Source organism: Escherichia sp. MOD1-EC6021, assembly GCF_002965245.1.
GTDB lineage: Bacteria > Pseudomonadota > Gammaproteobacteria > Enterobacterales > Enterobacteriaceae > Escherichia > Escherichia coli_F.
On sequence record NZ_PTRU01000002.1, the window covers coordinates 252,338 to 270,379 of the forward strand.

An 18,042-nucleotide genomic window follows, 5' to 3' on the forward strand; every position below is an offset into this window, starting at 1 on the left:
GCCTGATTGATGTTACTTGACGGGAGCGGGTTGTTCCGCGGGTCTGGCTTTTTCAAGCTTCGCCAAATCGAGTGCGATATTCACCGTCTCATCCAGATAAGGATCCGGTTCCTGGTAATCTTTCGGTAGATCATCCAGCTTCTTCAACTCCGGTTTACCTTCGCGTTTAAAGCGTTCGTTCAAACGCGCCAGACGCGTCGCATCATCTTCATTATTCTCTTTCTCACGCACCGCGTAATTCAGAGAAACGATATTGCGCTTGTCCTTCATGGCGTTGAAGCGCGCGATATCCTTCATGATGTTCTGGAACTCAGGATCTTTCGCGATACGCGCATTATGCGCCTTCAGTAACTCCGGTTCAAAGGCCGTTAAATCGCCTGATTTCACATAGGTTGCAGCATCAATGCTATCCCACGGCAGCGCGTTATCTTCAAATTTCTCTCCCGTTTCCGTTTCTTCATTACCTGTCGGCATGATGATGTCTGGCGTTACGCCCTTACGTTGCGTACTGCCGCCGTTAACGCGATAGAATTTCTGGATCGTGTATTGAACAGAACCCAAAGCTGGCCATTCAGGACGTAACATCTGATCGTAAATACGGTTCAATGAACGGTACTGCTGGACAGTGCCTTTACCAAATGTCGGTTCACCCACAACCAGCGCACGACCGTAATCCTGCATTGCCGCAGCAAAGATTTCTGAAGCCGAAGCACTAAAGCGGTCAACCAGCACCACCAGCGGGCCTTTATAGAAGACCTGACCGTCGGTATCGCTGTCTTCACGAACTTTACCGTTGTTATCACGAACCTGAACAATCGGACCTGCAGGAATAAACAGGCCTGAAAGCGATACTGCCTCGGTCAACGCCCCACCGCCATTGCTACGCAGGTCGATGATCACACTGCTGACATTCTGTTTTTCCAGTTTCTGCAGTTGTACTTTGACATCATCTGTCAAACCCACATAGAAGCCAGGAATATCCAGCACGCCAACTTTCTCTTTACCGACGGTCTTCACCGACATTTTAACCGCGCGGTCTTCGAGGCGAATACGTTCACGGGTCAACGTTACAGTACGGGTCTTGGTCCCTTTACCAGCAGGTAAAATTTCCAGACGAACTTTACTGCCCTTCGGCCCTTTAATTAAGGCAACCACGTCATCAAGACGCCAGCCAATCACGTCAACCATCGGCTTGCCTATTTGACCAACACCGACAATTTTGTCACCAACGCTGATAGCTTTACTCTTCGCTGCCGGACCACCTGCCACCATCGAATTGATAACGGTGTAGTCATCATCCATTTGCAGCACTGCGCCAATACCTTCCAGCGACAAACTCATTTCAGTGTTGAACTGTTCGGTATTACGCGGGGAAAGATAGTTGGTATGCGGGTCGATTTCACGTGCAAACGCCGTCATTGCCAGCGAGAAAACATCTTCGCTGTTGGTTTGCGCCAGACGACGAATGGCAAATTTGTAGCGGCGAGTCAGGGTTTCACGAATTTCTTTATCCGTTTTTCCTGTCAGCTTAAGACTTAACTCGTCGAATTTGACTTTACTGTCCCACAGCGCGTTCAACTCAGCCTCGTTTTTCGGCCATGGAGCTTTGCTGCGGTCAAGGTTATAAGTGTCGTTGCCGGTAAAATCCATCGGCTTTTCCAGTACCGACAAAGCGTACTGGTAACGTTCAAAACGGCGCTTTTGCGCCAGATTGTAGAGATCGTAGAAAACGTCGAGTTTGCCTGAACGCAGTTCATCACCCAACTCGGTTTTCTTTTTTGCGAACTGTTCAACATCGCTTGCCAGCAGCACGTTGTGGCTGTAATCGAGCAGATTCAGGTAGCGGTCAAAGATTTTAGCCGAAAATGCTTGATCGAGGTCGAACTGGCGATAATGAGAACGGGTGAAGCGCGACGTTACGCGCTCACTCACCGTCGCATGCTGCGTCTCTTCCTTTAACACCGGAATTTGATCAGCACGCGTGATATCTTCTACAGCGAAGGTCTGGCCTGCTATTGCAAGCAGGCCAGCTAACGCGGTAAGCCTAAAAAACATGTTCATGCCTGGCCCGGCCTCCGTTTCAGAACACCAGGTGTTCTGCGCGCACAATCAAAGACATACCCGAATTCAGTTGGACGCGGACGCCGTCTTTGGTGATTTCTAATACGGTGGCATCCATCGCGTTTTGACCCGCTTTCACCTTCAGGGCTTGTCCGACAGTCAGAGCTGAAATGTCAGAAACTGGGGTGTGCTGTTCTTCGCGAGGTGCTTTTGCTGTTTTTGGCGCCTTCTCTACCGGCTTTTGCGCACGTGGTTTACGCTCAGCGCCTTCTTTGCGGCGTGGCGTGGTCGGACGTGGCTTGCGTTCACGGCGCGGTGCGTCTTCTTTCTCACCAGCAGCTGCGGCAGCTTCGCGTTTTTTCGCTTGCTGCTCAGCACGCTGTGCTTGAACACGTGCTTTCGCTTCTTCAAGCTGCTTGCGAGCATGCTCTACATGTTGCTCGTCCAGCTCACCGCATGGGTTGCCGTCAAGATCGACACGCGTTGCGCCGGGTTTAACACCGTAAAGGTAACGCCAGCTCGAGGTATAGAGACGTAAAGCGGATCGCAATTGCGTTTTGCTCAGGTTCATTTCCCCGGCAACACGATCGACCAAATCCTGAAAAATACCGATTTTCAGCGGACGCGCTTCACCTTCCGCACTGAAACAGTGGGGAAAACGTTCGGCCAGAAACGCGATTACTTCTTTACTGCTATTCAACTTAGGTTGATTTTCCATGAAATTTCCTGATTACAACGGACGTAGCCAACAAGCGCAGGCATGAACAGGCGTCATTATAATGACGCCATCAGTAAATGCTACGTTATCCGTTGATTATCCTGCGACGCTCGCAAAGAATTTTTTGTAATCCGTCATTGCAAGCACCTTTTCAAGCTGTGCCACAAGCTGACGTAAGCCCTGCTCGTCCTCGTCTGTAAAGCGACCGAAGACGGTACTGTCGATATCGAGAACACCAATAATCTGATTTTTCACCACCAGCGGCAGGACAATTTCAGAATTACTTGCTGCATCACAGGCAATATGTCCGTCAAAAGCGTGAACATCCTCGATTCGCTGCACTTCATTACGGGCAACTGCAGTGCCACACACACCGCGCCCGACGGGGATGCGTACACAAGCAATTTTGCCCTGAAACGGTCCGAGAACCAACGTCTCGTCCTCAAGCAAATAAAAACCTGCCCAGTTTACGTCAGTGAGACGCTCATATAACAACGCACTGGTGTTAGCAAGCGTTGCCAGAAAACTGGTTTCTCCTGCCATCAGCGCGTTAAAGTCGCGATTTAAATCCGCGTAAAATTCTGTTTTGTTCATTATATAATCACTTGGTTGTCTTACCTGGAACTGCCACCCTATTAAAATAAGCATTAAATGCGTTAATGCTCAAGATCATTCCCATCATGGGTTAAGATTAATGTTAATTCTTATTACATTTGGCACGTCATGGCTCTTAACACACCACAAATTACGCCGACAAAAAAGATAACAGTGAGGGCAATTTGCGAGGAACTGCCGCGTGGTGATTACCAACGTTGCCCGCAATGTGACATGCTGTTTAGCCTACCCGAGATAAACTCTCATCAAAGTGCCTATTGTCCGCGCTGTCAGGCAAAAATTCGTGACGGGCGCGACTGGTCGCTAACGCGCCTGGCAGCAATGGCATTCACCATGCTGTTGCTGATGCCGTTTGCCTGGGGCGAACCGCTGTTGCATATCTGGCTGTTAGGTATTCGTATTGACGCCAATGTCATGCAAGGCATCTGGCAAATGACCAAACAGGGCGATGCAATAACGGGGGCGATGGTCTTTTTTTGCGTTATTGGTGCCCCCCTTATTCTGGTGACCTCCATAGCTTATTTATGGTTTGGTAACCGACTGGGAATGAATCTACGCCCGGTACTGCTGATGCTTGAGCGATTGAAAGAGTGGGTGATGCTGGACATCTATCTGGTCGGTATTGGCGTTGCTTCTATAAAGGTGCAGGATTATGCGCACATTCAGGCGGGTATTGGTCTGTTCTCTTTTGTTGCATTAGTGATATTGACCACGGTGACGTTGTCACATCTTAATGTAGAGGAACTGTGGGCGCGATTTTATCCACAGCGCCCCGCTACGCGTAGGGACGAGAAACTTCGTGTCTGCCTGGGATGCCATTTTACCGGCTATCCCGATCAGCGTGGTCGCTGCCCGCGTTGCCATATCCCGCTACGCCTGCGTCGCCGTCATAGTCTGCAAAAGTGCTGGGCGGCGCTGTTAGCATCAATCGTGTTGTTGTTACCTGCCAACCTGTTACCTATTTCTATCATTTATCTGAATGGTGGGCGGCGGGAAGATACGATTCTTTCCGGGATTATGTCGCTGGCAAGTAGCAACATTGCGGTCGCCGGCATCGTGTTTATCGCCAGTATTCTGGTGCCATTTACCAAAGTGATCGTCATGTTCACTTTACTGTTGAGCATTCATTTTAAATGCCAGCAAGGTTTACGCACACGGATTCTGTTACTGCGGATGGTGACCTGGATCGGTCGCTGGTCGATGCTCGACCTGTTTGTCATATCTTTAACCATGTCGCTAATTAATCGCGATCAGATACTCGCTTTTACTATGGGACCGGCTGCGTTTTATTTCGGCGCAGCGGTAATTTTGACTATTCTTGCTGTGGAATGGCTGGACAGCCGCTTACTTTGGGATGCACATGAGTCAGGAAACGCCCGCTTCGACGACTGAAGCGCAGATTAAAAATAAACGCCGTATCTCACCTTTCTGGCTGCTGCCGTTCATCGCGCTTATGATTGCCGGTTGGCTGATTTGGGACAGTTATCAGGATCGGGGTAATACCGTCACCATCGACTTTATGTCGGCGGACGGTATCGTCCCGGGCCGCACACCTGTTCGTTATCAGGGCGTTGAGGTCGGAACAGTGCAGGATATCAGCCTGAGCGACGATCTTCGTAAGATTGAAGTCAAAGTCAGCATCAAGTCCGATATGAAAGATGCGCTGCGCGAGGAGACACAGTTCTGGCTGGTGACGCCAAAAGCCTCGTTGGCAGGTGTCTCCGGGCTGGACGCCCTCGTCGGTGGTAACTATATCGGCATGATGCCGGGTAAAGGTAAAGAGCAGGATCACTTTGTCGCACTCGATACCCAACCGAAATATCGGCTGGATAATGGCGATCTGATGATCCACCTGCAAGCCCCCGATCTCGGTTCACTGAACAGTGGTTCACTGGTCTATTTCCGCAAGATCCCGGTGGGTAAAGTCTACGACTATGCCATCAATCCCAATAAGCAAGGCGTGGTGATTGATGTCCTGATCGAGCGGCGTTTTACCGATCTGGTGAAAAAAGGTAGCCGTTTCTGGAACGTTTCCGGCGTTGATGCCAACGTCAGTATCAGTGGCGCGAAGGTGAAACTGGAAAGTCTGGCGGCACTGGTTAACGGTGCGATTGCCTTCGATTCACCTGAAGAGTCGAAACCTGCCGAGGCGGAAGATACCTTTGGTCTTTATGAAGATCTCGCCCACAGCCAGCGTGGCGTAATAATAAAACTGGAACTGCCGAGCGGTGCTGGATTAACCGCCGACTCGACGCCGTTAATGTATCAGGGGCTGGAAGTCGGACAGCTGACTAAACTGGATTTAAATCCTGGCGGTAAAGTCACTGGGGAAATGACCGTTGATCCCAGCGTCGTCACGCTGTTACGGGAAAATACCCGCATCGAATTACGTAATCCAAAATTATCCCTTAGCGATGCTAATCTCAGTGCCTTGCTGACCGGCAAAACCTTCGAGTTGGTGCCGGGCGACGGTGAGCCACGTAAAGAGTTTATTGTTGTTCCTGGCGAAAAAGCCCTGCTCCATGAGCCAGATGTTCTGACGCTGACCCTGACTGCGCCGGAAAGTTACGGTATTGATGCTGGTCAGCCGCTCATTCTTCACGGCGTGCAGGTAGGCCTGGTTATCGATCGTAAACTCACCAGCAAAGGCGTCACCTTTACCGTCGCCATCGAGCCTCAGCATCGCGACCTGGTAAAAGGCGATAGCAAATTTGTCGTCAACAGTCGTGTCGACGTGAAAGTGGGGCTGGACGGCGTCGAGTTTCTCGGAGCCAGCGCCTCAGAATGGATTAACGGCGGGATACGTATTCTGCCAGGCGATAAAGGCGAGATGAAAGCCAGCTATCCACTGTATGCCAATCTGGAAAAAGCGCTGGAGAACAGCCTTAGCGATTTACCCACCACAACCGTGAGTTTGAGTGCAGAGACGCTGCCGGATGTGCAGGCAGGATCGGTAGTGCTGTACCGTAAATTTGAAGTTGGTGAAGTTATTACTGTGCGTCCGCGAGCTAACGCGTTTGATATCGATCTGCATATTAAGCCGGAGTATCGCAACCTTCTGACCAGCAACAGCGTGTTCTGGGCAGAAGGTGGGGCGAAAGTTCAGCTAAATGGTAGTGGTCTGACTGTACAGGCATCCCCGCTCTCCAGAGCATTAAAGGGAGCTATTAGCTTCGATAACCTCAGCGGTGCCAGCGCCAGTCAGCGTAAAGGCGACAAGCGTATTCTGTATGCTTCCGAAACAGCGGCCCGTGCGGTTGGCGGGCAAATTACGCTTCACGCTTTCGATGCCGGAAAACTGGCGGTCGGGATGCCAATTCGCTATCTCGGTATTGATATCGGGCAAATCCAGACGCTGGATCTGATCACCGCGCGCAATGAAGTACAGGCAAAGGCGGTACTCTATCCGGAATATGTCCAGACCTTTGCACGCGGTGGTACACGCTTCTCAGTGGTCACACCGCAAATTTCGGCAGCTGGCGTTGAGCATCTTGATACTATCCTCCAGCCGTATATCAACGTCGAACCAGGCCGGGGCAATCCTCGCCGCGACTTTGAATTACAAGAGGCCACCATAACTGATTCGCGTTACCTGGATGGCTTAAGCATTATTGTTGAAGCGCCGGAAGCCGGTTCGTTAGGCATCGGTACGCCTGTGCTGTTCCGTGGTCTGGAAGTCGGTACGGTTACCGGAATGACGCTGGGGACATTGTCAGATCGCGTGATGATTGCGATGCGCATCAGTAAACGCTATCAACACCTGGTGCGTAACAATTCCGTCTTCTGGTTGGCATCGGGGTACAGTCTGGACTTTGGTCTGACGGGCGGCGTCGTGAAAACCGGCACCTTTAACCAGTTTATCCGTGGCGGCATCGCCTTCGCTACGCCTCCGGGTACGCCGCTGGCACCGAAAGCCCAGGAAGGCAAGCACTTCCTGTTGCAGGAAAGTGAACCGAAAGAGTGGCGTGAATGGGGAACAGCGCTTCCCAAATAATGCCCACTGCTCCGGCGTGCCTGCGCCGGAGCGTTTATGCTAAACTGCGCGCCTGTTTTTTTGCCAGTGGTACATGCTCGTGGCCCAACACACCGTTTATTTCCCGGACGCCTTTCTGACACAAATGCGCGAAGCAATGCCTTCGACGCTCTCATTTGATGATTTTCTTGCCGCCTGTCAGCGCCCGTTGCGCCGCAGTATTCGCGTTAATACGCTGAAAATCTCCGTTGCTGATTTCCTGCAATTAACCGCCCCTTATGGCTGGACGCTTACGCCAATTCCGTGGTGTGAAGAAGGTTTCTGGATTGAACGCGACGATGAAGATGCCTTGCCATTGGGTAGTACCGCCGAGCATTTAAGTGGCCTGTTTTATATTCAGGAAGCCAGTTCAATGTTGCCCGTCGCCGCCTTGTTTGCTGACGGTAATGCACCACAGCGGGTGATGGATGTCGCTGCCGCGCCCGGCTCCAAAACGACGCAAATTGCCGCGCGGATGAATAACGAAGGGGCGATCCTTGCCAATGAGTTTTCCGCCAGTCGGGTAAAAGTGTTACATGCCAATATCAGCCGCTGTGGCATCCGTAATGTTGCGCTCACGCATTTTGATGGCCGTGTATTTGGTGCGGCATTACCAGAAATGTTCGATGCCATTTTGCTGGACGCTCCCTGCTCCGGCGAAGGCGTGGTGCGTAAAGATCCCGATGCGCTAAAAAACTGGTCACCAGAAAGCAATCAGGAAATCGCAGCTACCCAACGGGAACTGATCGACAGCGCCTTTCATGCATTACGCCCTGGCGGTACGCTGATTTACTCGACCTGTACCTTAAACCAGGAAGAAAATGAAGCCGTCTGCCGGTGGCTGAAAGAGACTTACCCCGACGCAGTAGAGTTTATACCGCTTGGCGATCTATTCCCTGGTGCAAATAAGGCGCTGACCGAAGAAGGCTTTTTGCATGTTTTCCCACAAATTTACGACTGCGAAGGCTTCTTCGTTGCTCGTCTGCGTAAAACTCAGGCGATCCCCGTCTTACCCGCCCCAAAATACAAAGTGGGCAATTTCCCGTTTAGCCCGGTGAAAGATCGCGAAGCCGGTCAAATTCGTCAGGCGGCTGCAAGTGTTGGCTTAAACTGGGATGGAAACCTGCGACTCTGGCAACGCGACAAAGAACTGTGGTTGTTCCCGGTGGGCATTGAAGCCTTGATCGGTAAAGTCCGATTTTCTCGGTTGGGGATTAAACTTGCCGAAACACATAACAAAGGTTATCGCTGGCAGCATGAAGCGGTTATTGCCCTTGCCTCCCCCGACAATGTGAACGCTTTTGAACTGACACCGCAGGAAGCGGAAGAGTGGTATCGCGGGCGCGATGTTTACCCGCAAGCCGCGCCAGTCGCGGATGATGTATTGGTTACTTTCCAGCATCAGCCGATTGGTTTAGCCAAACGGATTGGTTCGCGACTGAAAAACAGCTACCCGCGTGAACTGGTGCGGGACGGGAAACTTTTTACAGGTAACGCCTGACAGCGCACAAAAAAAGCGCACTTTTTGACTGGCACATTCGGCTGCCTCAACTAGGCTGAAAAATGGTGCGATCGGACTGGTCGTACCACAACCGGCAGCTAAATGGAGAGCACGAAGATGAAAACCAGTGTGCGCATAGGCGCTTTTGAAATCGACGACGGCGAATTACACGGCGAATCGCCGGGTGATCGAACGTTAACCATTCCTTGTAAATCAGACCCCGATTTATGTATGCAACTGGATGCCTGGGATGCTGAAACCAGTATCCCTGCCCTACTAAATGGCGAACACTCTGTCCTTTACCGTACCCGTTACGATCAACAATCTGATGCCTGGATTATGCGTCTTGCCTGATCCAAAAAGAACCCGTCGGCATGGCGGGTTATTTGTCCTGGTTATTCCCCCGTTGTAAAATCTCTCCTAAACTTAACGGTACGGCACCACACTTCGGGGATGAAATGTTCGCGCTGGTACTTTTTGTTTGCTACCTGGATGGCGGTTGTGAAGATATTGTTGTGGATGTCTACAACACGGAACAACAGTGTCTTTATTCTATGAGCGATCAACGGATCCGCCATGGCGGTTGTTTTCCGATTGAGGATTTTATAGATGGTTTCTGGCGACCTGCACAGGAGTACGGTGATTTTTAATTATTGCAATTGCACAAGAGTCAGTTCTCCCCCAAAGACAGCACCGGTATCAATATAATGCAGGTTGCCAATATCCACGCGATGGCGCAACGGTGTATGACCAAACCAGAAATGATCAGCACCTGTAATTCCCTGCCCTTTTTGGCCTTCACGTAATCGTGAGCGGCTCCACAAGACCTGATGCAAATCGACGTCCTTTTGCCATTCATAAACATCATCCGGATAATCGGCATGGGCAATAACATGTTTGCCGGTGCGACTGTGTACTTCAAGAATAAAGGGCAAATACTGACATTTTTCCAGCGCCGTTTTCGCTTGTTTCTGTTGATTATCTGCCAGCGCAATAAACCAGTCGCCGCCATTCATCAACCACAAAGACATCTGCTGGGATGCCAGCGCATCCATCGCCATCTGTTCATGATTGCCTCTTACCGCACGAACCCAATGTTGTTCCAGTAACTGCAGGCAACGTAAACTTTGCGGCCCACGATCGATAACGTCTCCCACTGAGATAAGTAAATCTCGCCACGGTTCAAAACGACAATGCCATAATTTGCGGCGCAACTGCTCAAGACAACCGTGTATATCGCCTGAAAGCCAGATATGTCGCCATTGATGACCCGCAATTCTCTGATAAACGGGCGCAGGCTGTTTCATCAATATTTTCCTCCCGCGCTAAAGATCACATAATCTTAACAAGAATGTTAAAAAACGCTGGACTCAGACAGTAGAGTGTGTGTTATGGTTGACTATAAAGTCAGCGAAGGGAATGCTTCTGGCTTTTAACAGATAAAAAGAGACCGAACACGATTCCTGTATTCGGTCCAGGGAAATGGCTCTTGGGAGAGAGCCGTGCGCTAAAAGTTGGCATTAATGCAGGCTTAGTTGCCTTGCCCTTTAAGAATAGATGACGACGCCAGGTTTTCCAGTTTGCGTGCAAAATGGTCAATAAAAAGCGTGGTAGTCATCAGCTTAAATGTTAAAAACCGCCTGTTCTGGTGAAAGAACTGAGGCGGTTTTTTATTGGAAATCAAAAGGCTATTTTAGGTAATTAACAGAGTTTTTCAGCTCGCTCTATAAACGGTGCCAGACTCATTTTTTCACCTGGATTGTTAGGATCATCAATCTGAATCACCGAAATGGGCTGGGCATTGGTCTTCCCGCTGGCGACTTCCTTTTGTGCGATATCGTTCAAAGGATACTGCACGAGGGTACTCGGATTAATAACATACAACGCATGGCCCGGTCGGCATGTCAGCATCACCTCTTCGCGGTTAAATGCCCATTTGTCTTTACCCACTTCAAAACGACTGACGGTAATCACCTGCGGTGCCGCCAGCGCCGCTGCAGAACTGGTGAGTAACAGAAACGCCAGAATACTTTTTTTCATCATTTTCGTAATCCATCAAAAAGGTTCGAGAGTCGCAAGCAGGCTGATGATCACCAGCACTACCGCACCTATCGCCCATTCGAGTTTAGTCATCCACACAAACCAGGGAGCCGCACGATCTTCATCCTGCCTCATGCGCGGTACAAGAACATAACGATTAGCCAGCGCGATGACCACCATAATCATCACCAGTATGGCTTTGAGCAATAAGAGTTGGCCCCAGTAAGTCGTAAGCGTGGGGGGAAATCTGGTAATCAACAATGCATTAAGCACGCCGCTTGCCAGTACGCCGATCACCGCAAAATGCCCGCACCAGGAAAAACGCATCAGCGCCTGAATAGCCTGGTGTCGCCAACGGCCTTTGATGAGTTGCATACACCAGAGCACCGGAAGTAATCCTCCAAACCACGCCGCCGCACAGATCAGGTGAATCGCGTGATTAGTCTGATGGATTTTCGCCGTTACCCCTTCATTCAGCGTCGCATGCCCGACTCCCGCCAGCAGAATAAATTGCGCGGTAGTGAGCATAAACAGCAAACGTGGCATATTCCGCGGTTGCATAAGGGCGACGATCAACGTTACGAGGGCGAGAACAATTTGCCATAACCAGACACCACCAAACTGCGTTTGCAAAACAGCCTGCCAAATGTTTGGCGAAAATACATCTGACCATCCCGTTCCCATCAACCCGCCCTGAACGGCGAGCATTGCAGTGGCACTGATCAAACTCCAGACGGCAGCGTGCTGTTGTAAACGCAGAAAACGCTTCGTCAGCAAGCGACGAATCGTTAAGGGGGCCAGCCAGGCACCGTACATTGCGAAGCCAAAAACCAGCATCAGCGAGGTGAAATGGATAAATCGCAGCGCGATCCAGGTAAACGCCAGCATGATTTATTTCACGCTAAAGGTGTAGTGTCCTTTCGTTTTATGCCCGTCCACCGAAACAACATGCCAGTCAACGGTGTAGGTTCCGGGTTTCAGCGAATCGGCCAGTGGAACAATCAGTTGCTTTTGGTCCTGCTCATTCCGCTTCGCCGGTAATGTTTTAATATTTTCGTTTTTTGGCCCCGTGATTTTTGCACCACTGAATCCTGTTTCAACGCCTTCCGAGAAGTTTAAAGTGATTGCCTGCGGGGCAGCTGTCACTTGCGCGTTTGCCGCAGGATACTGATGCGTTAAATGCGCATGTGCCCAGACGGAAGGTGTCACCAACGTAGTGGTCAGGATTGCCAGCGCGTAGCGAAGGGAGCGTGCAGTTGAAGTCATATTATCTATTCCTTTTTGTAATAACTTTTTTACAGAGCATAACCTTGTCTAATGTCTGAGTCGAGGATCATCAATTCCGGCTTGCCATCCAGGCTCACTCTTAGTAACTTTTGCCCGCGAATGATGAGGAGATTAAGAATGCTGAAGAATCTGGCTAAACTGGATCAAACAGAAATGGATAAAGTGAATGTCGATTTGGCGGCAGCCGGGGTGGCATTTAAAGAACGCTACAATATGCCGGTGATCGCTGAAGCGGTTGAACGTGAACAGCCTGAACATTTGCGCAGCTGGTTTCGCGAGCGGCTTATCGCCCACCGTTTGGCTTCGGTCAATCTGTCACGTTTACCTTACGAGCCCAAACTTAAATAAAACTTATACAGAGTTACACTTTCTTACATAACGCCTGCTAAATTATGAGTATTTTCTAAACCGCACCCATAATTTGCAGTCATTTTGAAAAGGAAGTCATTATGTCGTTCTGGAAAGTTGCAGCAGCGCAATATGAGCCTCGTAAAACCTCACTGACCGAACAGGTAGCTCATCATCTGGAGTTTGTGAGGGCCGCCGCCAGGCAACAATGTCAGCTGTTAGTTTTTCCATCGCTTTCTTTACTGGGGTGTGATTATTCGCGACGTGCCCTTCCTGCCCCACCCGACCTCTCGCTGTTAGACCCGCTTTGTTATGCTGCAACGACCTGGCGAATGACCATCATTGCCGGCCTTCCCGTTGAATATAACGATCGCTTTATTCGTGGAATTGCGGTGTTCGCACCGTGGCGAAAAACGCCAGGGATCTACCATCAGAGTCATGGTGCATGTCTGGGCCGTCGTTCCAGAACCATCACGGTGGTCGATGAACAACCGCAAGGTATGGATATGGACCCGACCTGTTCACTGTTTACGACGGGGCAATGTCTGGGGGAACCCGACCTGCTGGCATCGACCCGCCGCTTACAATTTTTTTCACATCAGTACTCGATTGCCGTGCTGATGGCGAATGCCCGTGGTAACAGTGCACTATGGGATGAACATGGTCGCCTCATCGTCCGCGCCGATCGAGGTTCATTATTGTTAGTTGGTCAACGTTCATCGCAGGGTTGGCAAGGCGATATCATTCCATTACGCTAGGCTTTTTCGGCCTGGAGCATGCCATGTTGCGCATTATCGATACAGAAACCTGCGGTTTGCAGGGAGGGATCGTTGAGATAGCCTCTGTTGATGTCATTGACGGAAAAATCGTCAACCCCATGAGCCACCTGGTGCGCCCCGATCGTCCTATTAGTCCACAGGCGATGGCGATTCATCGCATCACCGAAGCCATGGTCGCCGATAAACCGTGGATTGAAGATGTGATCCCGCACTATTACGGTAGTGAATGGTATGTCGCGCACAACGCCAGCTTTGACCGCCGCGTACTGCCTGAGATGCCCGGTGAGTGGATTTGCACTATGAAACTGGCCCGTCGTCTGTGGCCAGGGATCAAGTACAGCAATATGGCGTTATATAAAACACGGAAGCTCAATGTACAGACGCCGCCGGGCCTGCATCATCACCGCGCGTTGTATGACTGTTATATCACCGCTGCGTTGCTTATCGATATTATGAACACCTCCGGCTGGACGGCAGAACAGATGGCCGATATCACCGGACGTCCGTCGTTGATGACGACCTTCACCTTTGGCAAATACCGTGGCAAAGCGGTTTCCGACGTTGCCGAACGCGATCCGGGCTATCTGCGCTGGTTATTTAATAACCTGGACAGCATGAGCCCGGAGCTGCGTTTAACACTGAAGCATTATCTGGAAAATACTTAATCTACTGGCTTAGCGGGTAATGTTCCCTGTGCCAGCGCGACCAGAAAAGCATATTCCATCGCTACGCCTTCATACGATTTAAAGCGACCAGATTTACCGCCATGGCCTGAGTCCATGTCGGTACAGAGCAATAAAAGATGGTTATCGGTTTTCAGCTCGCGCAATTTAGCGACCCATTTTGCCGGTTCCCAATATTGCACCTGAGAATCGTGTAAACCGGTCGTTACCAGTAAATGCGGATAAGCCTGTGCAGTGACGTTGTCATAGGGGCTGTAGCTTTTCATGTACTCGTAATATTGCGGATCCTGCGGATTCCCCCACTCTTCGAATTCGCCGGTGGTAAGAGGAATTGATTCATCAAGCATTGTTGTTACAACATCAACAAACGGTACCTGGGCGATAACGCCGTGGAACAACTCCGGGCGTTGATTAATTGCAACGCCCATCAACATGCCTCCCGCACTCCCGCCCATCGCATAACAGAGCGAAGGAGAGCCATAGCCCAGTTTTAACAATGCATCGCAGGCATCAAGATAATCATTAAACGTATTTTTCTTCTTCAGAAATTTTCCGTCTTCGTACCATTGTTGCCCCAGCTCACCACCGCCGCGAACATGGACAATGGCGTAGACAAATCCACGATCCAACAAACTCAAGCGGCTAAAACTGAAATCGGCATCAATACTTGCGCCGTAAGAACCGTAGCCATACACCAGTAGCGGGTTGTGTCCTTTGCGAAAATGTTTGCGATGATAAACCAGCGAAACCGGGACTTCGACGCCATCACGGGCGACTATCCACAGGTGTTCACTGCGGTAATTCGCCGCATCAAAACCGGGAACTTCCGTTTGTTTTAATACACGACGCTCACCGGTATCCATATCCAGTTCAAACAAAGTATCTGGTGTGGTCATGGAAGAATAACCATAACGCAATCGCGCGGTTTCAGGTTCTGGATTGTAGGCAATCCAGGTCACATAGGCCGGATCATCAAAGGCAATGCCAATGACTTCCCGGGTCTTGCGGTTGATTTGGCGCAAACTGGTTAACCCGCGCTGACGCTCTTCAACCACCAGCCAGTCGGTAAACAGCGTAAACCCTTCCAGCATAATGTTATCGCGTGGCGGAATTAACTCTTCCCACCGTTGCTCATCACGCATACGGGTACGGTATAAGCCAAAGTTTTTGCCGTGGCGGTTGGAACGCAGATAAAACCGATGCTGGTAGTGATCAAGGCTGTATTCGTGATCTTTGCGTCGCGGCAGAAAAACAAACGGCTCGGCATCGGCCATTTCCGCGTCCAGCAGGCGAACTTCACTGGTGGTGGCGCTGGCCAGATGAATGACTACATAGTGCTTCGAGGTCGTTTTATGCAGGCTGACGTAATAGGTATCGTCTTTTTCTTCGTAGATCAGTTTATCCTGCGATGCTGGCGTACCGATGGCGTGACGCCAGACCTGATAAGGAAGCAGCGTCACCGGATGCTTGCGAACATAGTAGAAAGTCCAGGAATCATTTGCCCAGACAAAGCTGGGTTCAACGTTATCCAGCAGTTCCGGATACCAGTTACCTGTTTCCAGATTACGAAAACGAATGCCGTACTGGCGTCGGGAAAGAAAATCTTCTGCCAGTGCCATAATGGTGTTATCGGGCGTAATCGCCATTCCGCCCATCGAATAAAACTCACTGTGCGCCGCGCGCTTGTTGGCATCGAGCAATGTTTCCCACTCATCCCACTCTTCGCTGAACGCCGATTGACGCTGGTAGATAGCATATTCACAGCCTGGTTCATAAATATGCCGGTAGCGGTAGCCATTTTTGATGTAGGGAGCAGAAACTTCTCTTTGCGGAATGCGGTCGATGATTTCCTTTAAGATGCGATCCTGTAAGGCTTGTTGCGAGGCCATCACCCGATGACCGTAACTATTTTCTTGCTGCAGGTAGTCCAGGACTTCCGGCTGAGAACGCGTATCGTCCCGCAGCCAGTAGTAATTATCGATGCGCGTATCGCCATGAAGCGTCATGGCGTGGGGAATGCGAGCGGCTTTTGGTAGCATGTTATTGTTCTTTCTGGTTGAAACATCTTATAAGGGTGGCAAAACTCACCGGGGATGCAAGCGAAACAGGGTAGTCATTGCTTAGATGATGACAGGTAATGGCGCGGATATCGAATGTTATGCAGACAGAGAAAATCAGCCTGCTTAAATGGCTGTGCGGTTCTGGATAGCCCGAAATAGTCAACTTCAGGCTATCCAGAGCGGAATTATTCCGCCAAAGTGCGTTTTTGCTGTTCGAGATCTCGTTCAATGCCGTCACGAACGTCCTGGGGGATTTTCAGCGCGTCACCCAGTGCATTCAGGTAACTGCGTTCCATAAAATGGTCAATATCAATAGCCGCGCAGCTCAGGAAATAGATTTCCAGCGCCTCTTCTTCATTGCGGACCCCGGTAGCCAGGCGTTGTGGATCCAGCGGTTGTTCTATTGCCTGCTCAATGAGTACACGCCCCTGCTCTTCCACGCCGGCTTCACGCAATTGCTGGTCGATTGCCGCACGTTCTCTGGCATCAATATGACCATCACTTTTAGCGGCAAAGACCAGCGCAAGGATCAAACGTGCCGTACGCTCATCCAGCGGCGTACTTTGCGCGCCAAACTGCGGTTCGTCCTGATGCGCCGCGCGAATTTTATCTTTGTATTTATTCCACAGCACCGTACCCGCTACCGCTCCGCCGCCAAGCAGCAACGCGTTGGTGCCATATTTCGTAAGAAGTTTACGTGCTGATTTATTTGCGACCAGCAGCCCAGCCAGTCCGCCTAATGCGCCAGGCACTAAAAGTTTGCCCAATCCCTGATCCGCAGACGAGGAGGTAGAAGAACTGCTTTGCCCAAGCAGGGATTGCAGTTGATTTAACCAGTTAGCCATATTTGCTCCTCAATAACCATTTTTAGTGCCTGTAGCATAGCGGATGAGGATGTCAAAAAATGTATATCGAGACAAAAGATGCGCAAATAAGCGGGTCGGCAGGCCGTTATTCAAAGAAATTCGCGCCAGGTAAGGTGTTCACTGTATATCAGGTGATAAGGGTATTTTAGGTGAACGTAATTTGACGTTTTGAGTGGCATTGTTTGATGCTGATTGCCCTATGCGACGCTGTTGCGTCTTCCCAGGCCTACGATTGAGGTGCCTTGTAGGGCGGACCAGGCACTCGCGCCGCATCCGCCGACGGTCAATCGAATTATCAGAGGCCATTAACGCCGCTGATATTCCGCCATTCCCGCTTTGCAGTCCACGCTGACCTGGTAATGAATATCGGCACTTTTACCACGCACGGTTAGCGGTACTGACCATTTATCATCTTTACCCTGAATGTCCTGCAAACTGACCCATGCCACAGGATCGGCCTGACCGACAATTTTTTGATCATCTGCCCAGCGCGCCACGCGATTTTGTTGATAATCACGTTTTACGCTCGCGGCAATTCCGGCAGCATCCAGACCTTCACACTTTGGGAAAGTGACCGACTTGCTGGTTTCATTATTGGCAGCGAAAACTGATGCGCAGGCAGAAACCAACAACAGCCCTAAAAACGCCCCTCTTTTTTTCATGTTTTTCTCCATAGCACAATGATTCAGGAGAAAGCATGGTACAAATTGTCAGGAGCGCAAGTTGCTTTAGGCCGCGTGTGAGGCATCTTCCTCTTCGGATTCAGCACCGACGACCTGTGGGGACGGTAATTTGCCGGTTTTCAGAATGGTGCTCAGCACATCTTTTTGTTCTGCCAGCCATAGCGAAAGGGCTTCACGTTGCTCGTCTTCCATTTGCACTGGAGAATTTGTCAGCCAGGTGTCAAGCAGATCCGCCGTATCAAGCATTTTGTCATAAGCATCGGCTTCCTTTTTGCTGGTAAACGACATTTTCTCTTCGCCCTCACGAATGACTACGTATTTAACTTCAACCGCCATTTGCAGCCTCTCATAATAACTGTGATTTTATACAGTATATTTCTTCTCGATTG

The 18,042-nt window shown here is 50.4% G+C and carries 19 protein-coding genes; 8 read left to right on the top strand and 11 right to left on the bottom strand.

From position 1 onward, the window contains the following. Positions 1–12: 12 nt before the first annotated feature. The 3 genes from prc to msrC all read right to left on the bottom strand — a co-directional run bounded on the left by prc (position 13) and on the right by msrC (position 3,373). A complete protein-coding gene (gene prc, locus BEB54_RS03500) occupies positions 13–2,061 on the bottom strand; it encodes a carboxy terminal-processing peptidase (RefSeq protein ID WP_105282132.1) in 2,049 nt (682 codons plus the stop codon). Positions 2,062–2,080: 19 nt separating this feature from the next. Further along, entirely contained in the window at positions 2,081–2,779 is a 699-nt protein-coding gene (gene proQ / locus BEB54_RS03505; protein WP_000431368.1) for an RNA chaperone ProQ, read from the bottom strand. Between the two features lie 96 nt (positions 2,780–2,875). Then, complete coding sequence (gene msrC, locus BEB54_RS03510) at positions 2,876–3,373, bottom strand: L-methionine (R)-S-oxide reductase (protein ID WP_001043890.1); 498 nt, start codon at positions 3,371–3,373, stop codon at positions 2,876–2,878. Positions 3,374–3,502: 129 nt separating this feature from the next. Between msrC and yebS the strand changes: the two genes are divergently transcribed. From yebS to BEB54_RS03535, 5 genes are all read left to right on the top strand, one after another. Continuing rightward, positions 3,503–4,786, top strand: coding sequence for a membrane integrity lipid transport subunit YebS (gene yebS, locus BEB54_RS03515; RefSeq protein WP_105276936.1), 1,284 nt, complete (start codon positions 3,503–3,505; stop codon positions 4,784–4,786). Then, on the top strand, positions 4,755–7,388 hold the full coding sequence (gene yebT / locus BEB54_RS03520) for a lipid-binding membrane homeostasis protein YebT (protein ID WP_105276935.1): 2,634 nt from the start codon (positions 4,755–4,757) through the stop codon (positions 7,386–7,388). The genes yebS and yebT overlap by 32 nt, the downstream gene beginning before the upstream one ends. 79 nt (positions 7,389–7,467) lie before the next feature. Continuing rightward, positions 7,468–8,907 (top strand): 16S rRNA (cytosine(1407)-C(5))-methyltransferase RsmF, encoded by a 1,440-nt coding sequence (rsmF, locus tag BEB54_RS03525; protein ID WP_105277026.1) that lies wholly within the window; start codon positions 7,468–7,470, stop codon positions 8,905–8,907. Between the two features lie 117 nt (positions 8,908–9,024). Continuing rightward, complete coding sequence (locus BEB54_RS03530; protein ID WP_001295499.1) at positions 9,025–9,261, top strand: YebV family protein; 237 nt, start codon at positions 9,025–9,027, stop codon at positions 9,259–9,261. 104 nt (positions 9,262–9,365) lie between these two features. After that, complete coding sequence (locus BEB54_RS03535; RefSeq protein WP_001296140.1) at positions 9,366–9,557, top strand: YebW family protein; 192 nt, start codon at positions 9,366–9,368, stop codon at positions 9,555–9,557. Here the strand turns inward: BEB54_RS03535 and pphA are convergent, their stop codons facing one another. The 4 genes from pphA to yobA all read right to left on the bottom strand — a co-directional run bounded on the left by pphA (position 9,558) and on the right by yobA (position 12,213). Further along, positions 9,558–10,214, bottom strand: a complete 657-nt coding sequence (gene pphA, locus BEB54_RS03540; protein WP_105276934.1) for a protein-serine/threonine phosphatase — start codon at positions 10,212–10,214, stop codon at positions 9,558–9,560. A 394-nt stretch (positions 10,215–10,608) separates the two neighbouring features. Continuing rightward, positions 10,609–10,950 (bottom strand): YebY family protein, encoded by a 342-nt coding sequence (locus BEB54_RS03545; RefSeq protein ID WP_000976467.1) that lies wholly within the window; start codon positions 10,948–10,950, stop codon positions 10,609–10,611. Positions 10,951–10,962: 12 nt separating this feature from the next. Continuing rightward, complete coding sequence (gene copD / locus BEB54_RS03550; RefSeq protein WP_000879324.1) at positions 10,963–11,835, bottom strand: copper homeostasis membrane protein CopD; 873 nt, start codon at positions 11,833–11,835, stop codon at positions 10,963–10,965. A gap of 3 nt (positions 11,836–11,838) precedes the next feature. Continuing rightward, entirely contained in the window at positions 11,839–12,213 is a 375-nt protein-coding gene (gene yobA / locus BEB54_RS03555) for a CopC domain-containing protein YobA (RefSeq protein WP_000204701.1), read from the bottom strand. 138 nt (positions 12,214–12,351) lie between these two features. Between yobA and holE the strand changes: the two genes are divergently transcribed. The 3 genes from holE to exoX all read left to right on the top strand — a co-directional run bounded on the left by holE (position 12,352) and on the right by exoX (position 14,026). Then, positions 12,352–12,582 carry a DNA polymerase III subunit theta gene (gene holE, locus BEB54_RS03560; RefSeq protein ID WP_000916763.1) on the top strand — a complete coding sequence of 77 codons (231 nt, stop codon included), beginning with the start codon at positions 12,352–12,354 and terminating at the stop codon, positions 12,580–12,582. Between the two features lie 101 nt (positions 12,583–12,683). Beyond that, on the top strand, positions 12,684–13,340 hold the full coding sequence (gene yobB, locus BEB54_RS03565; RefSeq protein WP_000011660.1) for a carbon-nitrogen hydrolase family protein YobB: 657 nt from the start codon (positions 12,684–12,686) through the stop codon (positions 13,338–13,340). Positions 13,341–13,363: 23 nt separating this feature from the next. After that, positions 13,364–14,026 carry an exodeoxyribonuclease X gene (exoX, locus tag BEB54_RS03570; RefSeq protein ID WP_000944256.1) on the top strand — a complete coding sequence of 221 codons (663 nt, stop codon included), beginning with the start codon at positions 13,364–13,366 and terminating at the stop codon, positions 14,024–14,026. Here the strand turns inward: exoX and ptrB are convergent. The 4 genes from ptrB to yebG form a co-directional block, all read right to left on the bottom strand. Beyond that, positions 14,023–16,083: an oligopeptidase B gene (gene ptrB / locus BEB54_RS03575; RefSeq protein WP_105276933.1), complete on the bottom strand. Its 2,061-nt coding sequence runs from the start codon at positions 16,081–16,083 to the stop codon at positions 14,023–14,025. The two genes, exoX and ptrB, sit on opposite strands and share 4 nt — an antisense overlap. Before the next feature lie 206 nt (positions 16,084–16,289). After that, a complete protein-coding gene (locus BEB54_RS03580) occupies positions 16,290–16,949 on the bottom strand; it encodes a tellurite resistance TerB family protein (protein ID WP_105276932.1) in 660 nt (219 codons plus the stop codon). 326 nt (positions 16,950–17,275) lie between these two features. After that, positions 17,276–17,632, bottom strand: coding sequence for a protein YebF (gene yebF / locus BEB54_RS03585; protein ID WP_001295500.1), 357 nt, complete (start codon positions 17,630–17,632; stop codon positions 17,276–17,278). Between the two features lie 66 nt (positions 17,633–17,698). Then, the gene (yebG, locus tag BEB54_RS03590) at positions 17,699–17,989 is read right to left on the bottom strand and encodes a DNA damage-inducible protein YebG (RefSeq protein WP_000257738.1); all 291 of its coding nucleotides are present in this window, start codon (positions 17,987–17,989) and stop codon (positions 17,699–17,701) included. Between the last annotated feature and the right edge of the window lie 53 nt (positions 17,990–18,042).